Origin of the sequence: Bradyrhizobium sp. SHOUNA76, from assembly GCF_023006445.1 — a bacterium.
Lineage (GTDB): Bacteria > Pseudomonadota > Alphaproteobacteria > Rhizobiales > Xanthobacteraceae > Bradyrhizobium.
In genome coordinates, this window is record NZ_JALBHA010000261.1 from 1 (window position 1) to 8,741 (window position 8,741).

An 8,741-nucleotide genomic window follows, 5' to 3' on the forward strand; every position below is an offset into this window, starting at 1 on the left:
CGGCGTCTACGGCGCCGCCGGTGCCGGCCTCGCGCTGGGCCGCGGCGCCCGCGCCATCGTGCTGACCAACCAGAAGGGCGCGGTGCTGGAATTGACCGGCACGCAGGTCGGGTTGATGGCGAATGCCGATCTCAGCGGCCTCGCGATCACGATGCGGTAGGTCGAGGTGCCGTAGGGTGGGCAAGGGCGCGCAAGCACCGTGCCCACCATTCGTCAGTGATAGATACAGATCGTGGGCACGCTTCGCTTTTGCCCACCCTACGAGAGTGACGCTGCGGTGAACACCGCAAGCTGCGCATCGAACGCCCGCCGGAACGCCGGCCGCGCCTCGCCGCGGGCGACATAGGCGGCGATAGCGGGATACTCGTCCAGCAAACCCGATGTGTTCAGCCGCCGCAGTACCGTCACCATCATGAGATCGCCGGCGCTGAAGGCGTCGTCGAGCCAGTCGGCATTGTCGAGGCGGCGGGAGAGTTCGCCGAGCCTGACGCGGACGCGATCCTGCAACATGGGCAGGCGCTCCGCGTACCACCTCTTGTCGCGCTCGAACAGCATGGCCATGGTGAGCTCGACGATCGGCGGCTCCACCGTGCTGAGCGCGGCGAACATCCACGCGATCGCGCGGCTCTTCGCATTGGCATCCTTCGGCAGCAAGCCATCGTGGCGCTCGGCGATGTGGAGCACGATCGCGCCGGATTCGAACAGCGCGAGATCGCCGTCCTCATAGGTCGGGATCTGCCCGAACGGATGCAGCGCGCGATGCGCGGGCGCCTTCATCGTCTCGAACGAGACCAGGCGAACGTCGTAGGGCTGGCCGACCTCCTCCAGCGCCCAGCGGACCCGCATGTCGCGCGCCTGTCCGCGGCCGCAGTCGGGGGAGTTTTCGAACGCGGTGATGGTGGCGGGCATGTGGGGTTCCGGGTTGATTGCACTTTGTACCCTAAGGACGAACGACGGTTGCGGATTCCGACATCCTGCCGCGTCCTTGTAGGCTGGGTTAGCGGTCACATGCGCGGTCCATCAACACGTAACGGCGCAAGGCGTAACCCACCACCTTGGCGTCAGCGGAGCCAGCGCCATTGGTGGATGACACGTCCGCCTTCGCGGCGGACAAGTGGCCTGATCCACATTACACTTGCTACAATGCAGACACTCCGCTCCGGAGGAGGTTCAAGATGGCCATCAACAAGGACAAGATCGACGACGCCGCGCTGGCCTTGCTTTATCTCACCCTGCACGACGGCTATCGGGCCTGGAAGGGCTTTGATTGGGGCGTGCTCGGCCGCCTGCATGACAAGGGCATGATTGACGATCCCGTCGGCAAGGTGAAATCCGTGGTGTTCACGCCCGAAGGCCTCGAACGCGCAAAGAGGCTCTTCAAGGAATTGTTCGATGAATGAGGTCTTGCCGATGAATCGGGAACAGTTGGCCGCGGCCTATGCGGCGGCCGGCCGCCACTATCACAATCTCTCGCATATCGAGGATTGCCTGGCCGCGCTCGCGCGCGTCGAGGGTCTTTCTGCCGCCGAGCGCGAGACGCTCTCGGAGGCGATCTGGTGGCACGACGTCGTCTACGACCCGACCCGGTCGGACAACGAGGAGCGCAGCGCGGAACTCGCCGAACAGCACGTCCGCACCGAGCTTCGTCAGGAGGTCGGCCGTCTGATCCGCCTGACCAAGACGCACGACGTCGCCGCCGGCGATCGCCTCGGGGCGATCCTGATCTCGATCGATCTCAGCATTCTCGGTACTGATCCCGCACGATATGGCGCCTATGCCGCCGCGATCCGCCGCGAATTCATCCATGTCGGCGAGGACGACTACCGCGTCGGCCGCGCCCGGGTGCTCCGCCACTTCGCGGCGCGCGAGGTGATCTTTCCCGATCCCGACTTCGCCGCCACCTTTGACCGGCAAGCCCGCGCCAATCTCGCGCGCGAGCTGGCGTCGCTGAGCTGAGGCAATGGTGGTGCGTAGGGTGGGTTACCCTACGGATCTACGAAGCACGGCCGATCCGCGCCGGTCAGTGTTGTAGGGTGGGCAAAGGCGCGCTCTTCGCGCGCTGTGCCCACCGTTCTACCGGATGCGTGGAGATGGTGGGCACGGCGCAAGAGCGCCTTGGCCCACCCTACGCCGCGATCCATGCAGCAAGCTCGCGCCACGGCTCCAACGTCCAACTCCCCGACGCCGCACCCGACGGCGACGGCAGCACGAAGATCTCGGGCAGGCTCTCGTCGCGCTGCTGCCGCCCCAGCGAAATCCCGCTCGACGGCCTGCCGTAAAACAGGCTCGCCGCTTTCTTGCTCGTGAACGCAATCGTCCGCGGCCGATACTTCTCCATCTTCGCCCTGAAGCCCGCCACGTCGATCGTCTCCGCCGCGATCTGGTGATCCATCCCCGCGCCCGTCTTGGAGAGATCGGTGAAGCCGATCCCGAGCGCGATCAACTCCGCAAACTCGCCCGGCTGATAACGCCGCGGCGTGATGCCGGCCTCATGGATCGCGCGCCAGAAGCGGTTGCCGGGATGGGCGTAGTAGTGCCCGAGCTCGGCCGAGCGCGTCGAGGCGGCGGTGCCGACGAAGACGAGGCGGAGGTTGGAACGGAGCTGGTCGGGGAGGCGGTGGAGAGAGGGCTTGGGCATCTTAACTGATGGCTACCATCTCCGCTGCTTTGATCCTATACCTCGGCGATGACCCGCGAAGAATTGGTTGCCGCCTACGCGGCGCCCGGCCGCCACTATCACAACCTCGCGCATATCGAGGATTGCCTCGCTGCGCTCACGAGGGTGGACAGTTTCTCTGCGAACGAGCGCGAGATCCTGACGGAAGTGATCTGGTGGCACGATGTCGTCTACGACCCGACCCGGTCGGACAATGAAGAGCTGAGCGCGCAACTCGCCGAACAGTACGTCCGCGCCGATATCGCCCACGAGGTCGGCCGCCTGATCCGCCTCACCAAGTCACACGAGGTCAAGCCCGACGATCGCCTCGGCGCCATCCTGATCTCGATCGACCTCAGCATCCTCGGCGCAGAGCCGGCACGCTACGACGCCTATGCCGCCGCCATCCGGCAGGAGTTCATCCATGTCAGCGATGCCGATTACCGCGCCGGCCGCGCCGCAGTGTTGCGCCGGTTCGCCGCCCGCCCGGTCATCTATCCCGATGCCGGCTTCGCCGCGAAGTATGATCAGCGCGCCCGCGACAATCTCGCGCGCGAATTAGCGTCGTTGAGCTGAGCAGCGTAGGGTGGGTTGGCCGCTCACAAGCGCGGTCGTGCAACACGCGCCGGCGCAAGGCGTAACCCACCACTCCTGGAGAGGCTCTGGATGCCAAGCGGTGGATTACGCTACGCTAACCCACCCTACGGGATCGCGGCATTTCTTCGTTCGTCTGAGAGAACAAAACGATGGGTATCAGAGCTTTCGTGTTCGATGAGCGTGCTGCACCGGAGCATGTTGACTATCACGATTGGATACAGCGAGAAATTGAGGGCGATCCAAGAGGCGATTGGAGCAAACCGGAAACGTCGTCACCTCCATTGCGGAAGTGGTTCGACGACATGCGTAGTTCCTTTCCGTTGATAGGGGATGCGCATCCGGATGACGCTTTCGGTACGGAGTATGGCTTCTACAAGAATGCAATCGACGTTGTCTTTGCGAGTTCCGTTGGCGAAGAGGCGGTCCTACGGGCTTGGAAACTTGCCGACAAGCATGGTTTGCGTCTCTCGGTCGGCGGTGAGTTGCTGCCTCGGAAGGCGCCGAAGACGAGCAGCGACTTCCACGTTACGGCTCTGCATGGCAGCCGACCTGATACGCTCAGGGCAGTGCTTGATGTTTGTTTCGTCGTTTTTGACCCCGATATCGCACATGTTGCTCCCAGCGGGGCAAGGATGTGGGTCCTCGAACAACTTCAAGCGGCGCCGTGGAGTAAGGATCGATCGATCTTGACGGGGGATCGGTTACGACGATGGCTCGATCAGTATGAAAGTCGAAATCTGGATGAGTTGGTTTCGGAGATGCGTTTTTATCGTGATCTGATTTTCATGCGCGTCGAGAAGAGGAACAGCAGCTCGATGGTCTCACCGACGATGGAGCTCGCGCATAAATTTAGCTTGCCCTTAGAAATCTATGTGGACATCGCATAGGGGCCTCTCCGGCCAAAATAGATGGCCGGGCTCTCGCCCGGCCTTTGCTTTCCGATGGATGCCCGGTCAAGCCCGGGCATGACGGGCGAAGACAAGCTCACAGCACCCGATTGCTCTCCTTCACCTTCTCCGCATCCAGATACACGCTTGAGCCCATCTCCTTGAACTTCGCGCTCATCTGCTTCATGCCGTCCTCGGCCGTCCCGCTCAAGGACATGCCGATGCTGTTCGGGTCGTTCAGCGTCGCCGCATAGTCCCGCACATCCTGGGTGATCTTCATCGAGCAGAACTTCGGTCCGCACATCGAGCAGAAATGGGCGACCTTGTGGGCTTCCTTCGGCAGGGTCTCGTCGTGGAAGTTTTTCGCGGTGTCGGGATCGAGGCCGAGGTTGAACTGGTCGCTCCAGCGGAAGTCGAAACGGGCGCGGGAGAGGGCGTCGTCGCGCAGCTGTGCGGCCGGGTGGCCCTTGGCGAGATCGGAGGCGTGGGCGGCGATCTTGTAGGTGATGACGCCGACCTTGACGTCGTTGCGGTCGGGCAGGCCGAGATGCTCCTTCGGCGTGACGTAGCAGAGCATGGCGCAGCCGAACCAGCCGATCATGGCAGCACCAATGCCTGAGGTGATGTGGTCATAGCCAGGCGCGATGTCGGTGGTCAGCGGTCCAAGCGTGTAGAACGGCGCTTCGCCGCATTCCTTGAGCTGCTTGTCCATGTTGATCTTGATCTTGTGCATTGGCACGTGGCCGGGGCCCTCGATCATGACCTGGCAGCCCTTGTCCCACGCGATCTTCGTGAGCTCGCCGAGCGTCTCCAGCTCCGCGAACTGCGCGCGGTCGTTGGCGTCCGCGATCGAGCCCGGGCGCAGGCCGTCGCCGAGCGAGAACGAGACGTCATACTTGCGCATGAGGTCGCAGATCTCGTCGAAATGCGTATAGAGGAAGCTCTCCTTGTGATGCGCCAGGCACCACTTCGCCATGATCGAGCCGCCGCGCGAGACGATGCCGGTGACGCGGCTGGCGGTGAGGTGGATGTATTGCAGGCGCACGCCGGCGTGGATGGTGAAATAATCGACGCCCTGCTCGCACTGCTCGATCAAGGTGTCCTTGTAGAGCTCCCAGGTCAGCTGCACGGGATCGCCGTTGCACTTTTCCAGCGCCTGGTAGATCGGCACCGTGCCGATCGGCACGGGCGAATTGCGCAAAATCCATTCGCGGGTGGTGTGGATGTTGCGGCCGGTCGACAGGTCCATCACGGTGTCGGCGCCCCAGCGGATCGCCCACACCATCTTCTCGACCTCCTCCTCGACGGAAGACGTCACCGCCGAGTTGCCGATATTGGCGTTGATCTTGGTCAGGAAGTTGCGGCCGATGATCATCGGCTCGAGTTCGCTGTGGTTGATGTTGGAGGGGATGATGGCTCGGCCGCGCGCGATCTCGTCGCGCACGAACTCCGGGGTGATGAAGGCGGGCACCGATGCGCCGAAGCTTTCGCCGTCGGCGAGGGCGGCTTCGGCGCGCTCGAGCTGCTGCTTGCGGCCGAGATTTTCGCGGGCGGCGACGTAGACCATCTCCTTGGTGATGATGCCGGCGCGGGCGAATTCGAGCTGGGTGATCTTGTGGCCGTCGAGACCGCGCAGCGGCTTGTGATAAGCGCTGAACGCGCGCGCGGCCTTGTCGGTGGAGACGCTGCCATTGTCTTCCGGCTTGATCTGGCGGCCCTCATATTCCTCGACGCCGCCGCGCTCCAGCACCCATTGCTTGCGGCTGCGCGCCAGGCCGGCATTGACGTCGATGGTGACGCTCGGATCGGTGTAGGGGCCCGAGGTGTCGTAGACCGGCAGGTTGGGCTCGCCGGCGCCCTCGGAGAGAATGATCTCGCGCAGGGGCACGCGCAGATCGGGCGCGGCGTCGGGCGATGCGAAGATCTTTCGCGAGGACGGCAGCGGGCCGGTGGTGACGGCGGGGACGGTCTTGTCGGGGTTGGAGCGGATGTTCATGGGATCCTCCGTTGAATATGATTATCGCGTCGTCGCGTGCTGTTCGTAATCCTGAGGCGCGAGCACTTGCGAGCCTCGAACGATGGAGCCGGGCCGTCGCCCTTCGAGGGCCGCTAAAGGAGCGGCCACCTCAGGGTGACGGATAATTGTTTGCTCCGTCATTGCGAGGAGCCCTTGCGACGAAGCAATCCAGACTGTCTCCGCAGAGGGATTCTGGATTGCTTCGCTTCGCTCGCAATGACGGGTGGAGAGAGTTTCGGTCACGCCGCCTCCTTCGAGCCGTCGAGCCATTGCCGCACGCGGGCATCGGGGTCGGCGTTCTGCGTGACGTCGGACACCACCGCGATCGAATCCGCGCCCGCGGCAAAGATCTCCGCGGCGTGCTCGAACTTGATGCCGCCGATCGCGACCAGCGGGATGGCGCCGATGCGCTTCTTCCATTCGGTGATCTTCGGAATGCCCTGCGGCTCGAAGCGCATCGATTTGAGCGTGGTGAAGAAGATCGGGCCCAGCGCGACGTAGTCGGGCTTTGCCGCCAGCGCGGTTTCAAGCTCGGCGTCGTCATGGGTGGAGATGCCGAGCGACAGGCCGGCTTCGCGGATCGCTTTCAGGTCCGCGTCGGCGAGATCCTCCTGGCCGAGATGCAGGTATTTCGCGCCGGCGACGACCGCCGCGCGCCAATAATCGTTCACGACCAGCCTGGCTTGCGTGCCCTCAGTGATCGCCAACGCGTCGGTGACGATTTGCAGCGCGTCGGCGTCGTTGAGTTCTTTCGCACGCAGCTGGATGGTGCCGACGCCGAGCTTGGTCAGGCGTTCGACCCATTTCAGGCTGTCGACGACAGGATAGAAGCGATCAGGATACGGCATGCCAGAACGGGGTCCCAACGACAGGGGTGGAGGGGGAGGCGAAGTCGCGGGCGTTCATCAGCCCGGCTTCATAAGCGGTGCGGCCGGCATCACAGCCGAAGCGGAAGGCATTGGCCATCGCGACGGGATCTGCCGCTTTGGCGATCGCGGTGTTGAGCAGCACGGCGTCGAAGCCAAGCTCGAGCGCCTCTGCCGCGTGGCTGGGTGCCCCGATGCCGGCGTCGACCACCAGCGTGATGTCCGGCAGCCGTTCGCGCAGCAGCTTGAGCGCATCGCGATTGGTGATGCCCTTCGCGCTGCCGATCGGAGCGGCCCATGGCATCACCACCTTGCAGCCGGCATCGACCAGGCGGTTCGCAACCGAGAGGTCCTCGGTGCAATAGGGGAATACTTCAAAGCCGTCCTTGATCAGGATGGTCGCGGCCTCGACCAGGCCGACGACGTCGGGCTGCAGCGTGTCGTTGTCGGCGATCACTTCGAGCTTGATCCAGGACGTGCCGAACAATTCGCGGGCGAGCTTTGCGGTCGTCACCGCCTCGCGCACCGTGCGGCATCCCGCGGTGTTCGGCAGCACGGTGACGTCGAGCTCGCGGATCAGATTCCAGAACGCGTCGCCAGTTTTGCCGCCGGCGGATTCGCGCCGCAGCGACACCGTGACGATGTTCGAGCCGGAAGCACGGATCGCGGACTGCATGATCGCAGGCGAGGGATAGAGCGCGCTGCCGATCAGCAGGCGGGAGGCGAAGGTTTTGCCGTAGAAGGTCACCATGGCTTCAATTTCCTTGCAGGCAACAAGCGAGGACCGTCATCCTGAGGTGCGCGCTCTTGCGCGCCTCGAAGGATGACAGCCGCGTGCGTGGGCCATCCTTCGAGGCGAGCCGAAGACGGCTCGCACCTCAGGATGACGACGGAGTTCGTGGCGGCAAATATCACCTCACCCTCCCTGCCGCGGCGTGATGATCTCGATCTCGTCGCCGGCCTTGAGCGGCGTCTCGGCCCAGCGGCTTTTCGGCACGACGTCGTAGTTGAGCGCGATGGCGAAATGGGTGCCCTCGTAATCGAGCTCCGAGAGCAGCGCGTCGACGCTTCCCGAGTTCACCTCGCGCTGCTCGCCGTTGACGATCACAAGCATTGCATCACCTCGTTGTCGATCTGGCCGCGCTCGACATAGGTCAGCGTCAGCTCGGCGAGCGCGGGCGCGATCAGGAAGCCGTGGCGGTAGAGGCCGTTGATGCTGATCCTGCGGCCGCGAATGCCGATGCGCGGCAGATTGTCGGGATAAGCGGGCCGCAACCCCGAGCCGAATTCGACGATGCGGGCTTCGCCGAACGCCGGATGCACGGTATAGGCCGCGCCGAGCAGCTCCAGCGCGGAGCGGACGCTGACGCCGGTGTCCTCGGCCTCGATCGAGGTCGCGCCCAGCATGAACAGATTGTCCTCGCGCGGGATCACGTAGAGCGGCCAGCGCGGATGCATCAGCCGCACCGGGCGCGCCAGCTGCACCTCGGCGGTCTCGATCAGGATCATCTCGCCCTTGACGCCGCGAAGCTCCGGCTGCTCGTCGCGCGCACCGAGGCCGCGGCAGTCGATCACGATGCCGTCAGGGTCCTTTGCGAGATCGTCGACGGTGACGTCGCTTTCGAACTTGATGGTGCCGCCGGCGGCGCGGATGCGCTCGTGCAGCTGCGGCAGCACGCGGCGCGGCTCGACATGGCCTTCGGCCGGGAAGAACAGCG

11 protein-coding genes are annotated in these 8,741 nt (G+C 64.2%); 4 read left to right on the forward strand and 7 right to left on the reverse strand.

From position 1 onward, the window contains the following. Window positions 1-258 precede the first annotated feature (258 nt). Entirely contained in the window at window positions 259-909 is a 651-nt protein-coding gene (locus tag MOV74_RS23390; RefSeq protein WP_246927598.1) for a glutathione S-transferase family protein, read from the reverse strand. A 266-nt stretch (window positions 910-1,175) separates the two neighbouring features. Between MOV74_RS23390 and MOV74_RS23395 the strand changes: the two genes are divergently transcribed. Both MOV74_RS23395 and MOV74_RS23400 read left to right on the forward strand, forming a co-directional pair. Next, entirely contained in the window at window positions 1,176-1,400 is a 225-nt protein-coding gene (locus tag MOV74_RS23395) for a DUF6429 family protein (protein ID WP_246927600.1), read from the forward strand. 10 nt (window positions 1,401-1,410) lie between these two features. Beyond that, entirely contained in the window at window positions 1,411-1,956 is a 546-nt protein-coding gene (locus tag MOV74_RS23400; RefSeq protein ID WP_246927637.1) for a phosphohydrolase, read from the forward strand. Between the two features lie 169 nt (window positions 1,957-2,125). Here MOV74_RS23400 and MOV74_RS23405 read toward each other — a convergent pair whose 3' ends face one another. Continuing rightward, a complete protein-coding gene (locus MOV74_RS23405; protein ID WP_246927601.1) occupies window positions 2,126-2,638 on the reverse strand; it encodes a mismatch-specific DNA-glycosylase in 513 nt (170 codons plus the stop codon). Window positions 2,639-2,686: 48 nt separating this feature from the next. On the opposite strand from MOV74_RS23405, the gene MOV74_RS23410 reads away from it, so the two are divergent. Together MOV74_RS23410 and MOV74_RS23415 are read left to right on the forward strand one after the other, a co-directional pair. Next, the gene (locus tag MOV74_RS23410; protein ID WP_246927604.1) at window positions 2,687-3,232 is read left to right on the forward strand and encodes a phosphohydrolase; all 546 of its coding nucleotides are present in this window, start codon (window positions 2,687-2,689) and stop codon (window positions 3,230-3,232) included. Between the two features lie 170 nt (window positions 3,233-3,402). After that, on the forward strand, window positions 3,403-4,140 hold the full coding sequence (locus MOV74_RS23415) for a hypothetical protein (protein ID WP_246927607.1): 738 nt from the start codon (window positions 3,403-3,405) through the stop codon (window positions 4,138-4,140). A gap of 97 nt (window positions 4,141-4,237) precedes the next feature. Here MOV74_RS23415 and thiC read toward each other — a convergent pair whose 3' ends face one another. The 5 genes from thiC to MOV74_RS23440 form a co-directional block, all read right to left on the reverse strand. Then, the gene (thiC, locus tag MOV74_RS23420; RefSeq protein ID WP_246927610.1) at window positions 4,238-6,136 is read right to left on the reverse strand and encodes a phosphomethylpyrimidine synthase ThiC; all 1,899 of its coding nucleotides are present in this window, start codon (window positions 6,134-6,136) and stop codon (window positions 4,238-4,240) included. A gap of 260 nt (window positions 6,137-6,396) precedes the next feature. Then, window positions 6,397-7,005: a thiamine phosphate synthase gene (locus MOV74_RS23425; RefSeq protein ID WP_246927622.1), complete on the reverse strand. Its 609-nt coding sequence runs from the start codon at window positions 7,003-7,005 to the stop codon at window positions 6,397-6,399. Continuing rightward, window positions 6,992-7,774 carry a thiazole synthase gene (locus MOV74_RS23430; protein WP_246927625.1) on the reverse strand — a complete coding sequence of 261 codons (783 nt, stop codon included), beginning with the start codon at window positions 7,772-7,774 and terminating at the stop codon, window positions 6,992-6,994. Before MOV74_RS23430 ends, MOV74_RS23425 begins: the two co-directional genes overlap by 14 nt. 165 nt (window positions 7,775-7,939) lie before the next feature. Then, window positions 7,940-8,137: a sulfur carrier protein ThiS gene (thiS, locus tag MOV74_RS23435; RefSeq protein ID WP_246927628.1), complete on the reverse strand. Its 198-nt coding sequence runs from the start codon at window positions 8,135-8,137 to the stop codon at window positions 7,940-7,942. Then, on the reverse strand, window positions 8,128-8,741 hold a 614-nt coding region (locus tag MOV74_RS23440), incomplete at its 5' end, for an FAD-dependent oxidoreductase (protein WP_246927633.1). The genes thiS and MOV74_RS23440, both read right to left, overlap by 10 nt.

Bases quoted from the DNA above. Each gene is read 5' to 3' on its own strand.
- MOV74_RS23390 (WP_246927598.1), bottom strand. From the start codon at position 909: ATGCCCGCCACCATCACCGCGTTCGAAAACTCCCCCGACTGCGGCCGC.
- MOV74_RS23395 (WP_246927600.1), top strand. From the start codon at position 1,176: ATGGCCATCAACAAGGACAAGATCGACGACGCCGCGCTGGCCTTGCTT.
- MOV74_RS23400 (WP_246927637.1), top strand. From the start codon at position 1,411: ATGAATCGGGAACAGTTGGCCGCGGCCTATGCGGCGGCCGGCCGCCAC.
- MOV74_RS23405 (WP_246927601.1), bottom strand. From the start codon at position 2,638: ATGCCCAAGCCCTCTCTCCACCGCCTCCCCGACCAGCTCCGTTCCAAC.
- MOV74_RS23410 (WP_246927604.1), top strand. From the start codon at position 2,687: ATGACCCGCGAAGAATTGGTTGCCGCCTACGCGGCGCCCGGCCGCCAC.
- MOV74_RS23415 (WP_246927607.1), top strand. From the start codon at position 3,403: ATGGGTATCAGAGCTTTCGTGTTCGATGAGCGTGCTGCACCGGAGCAT.
- thiC (WP_246927610.1), bottom strand. From the start codon at position 6,136: ATGAACATCCGCTCCAACCCCGACAAGACCGTCCCCGCCGTCACCACC.
- MOV74_RS23425 (WP_246927622.1), bottom strand. From the start codon at position 7,005: ATGCCGTATCCTGATCGCTTCTATCCTGTCGTCGACAGCCTGAAATGG.
- MOV74_RS23430 (WP_246927625.1), bottom strand. From the start codon at position 7,774: ATGGTGACCTTCTACGGCAAAACCTTCGCCTCCCGCCTGCTGATCGGC.
- thiS (WP_246927628.1), bottom strand. From the start codon at position 8,137: ATGCTTGTGATCGTCAACGGCGAGCAGCGCGAGGTGAACTCGGGAAGC.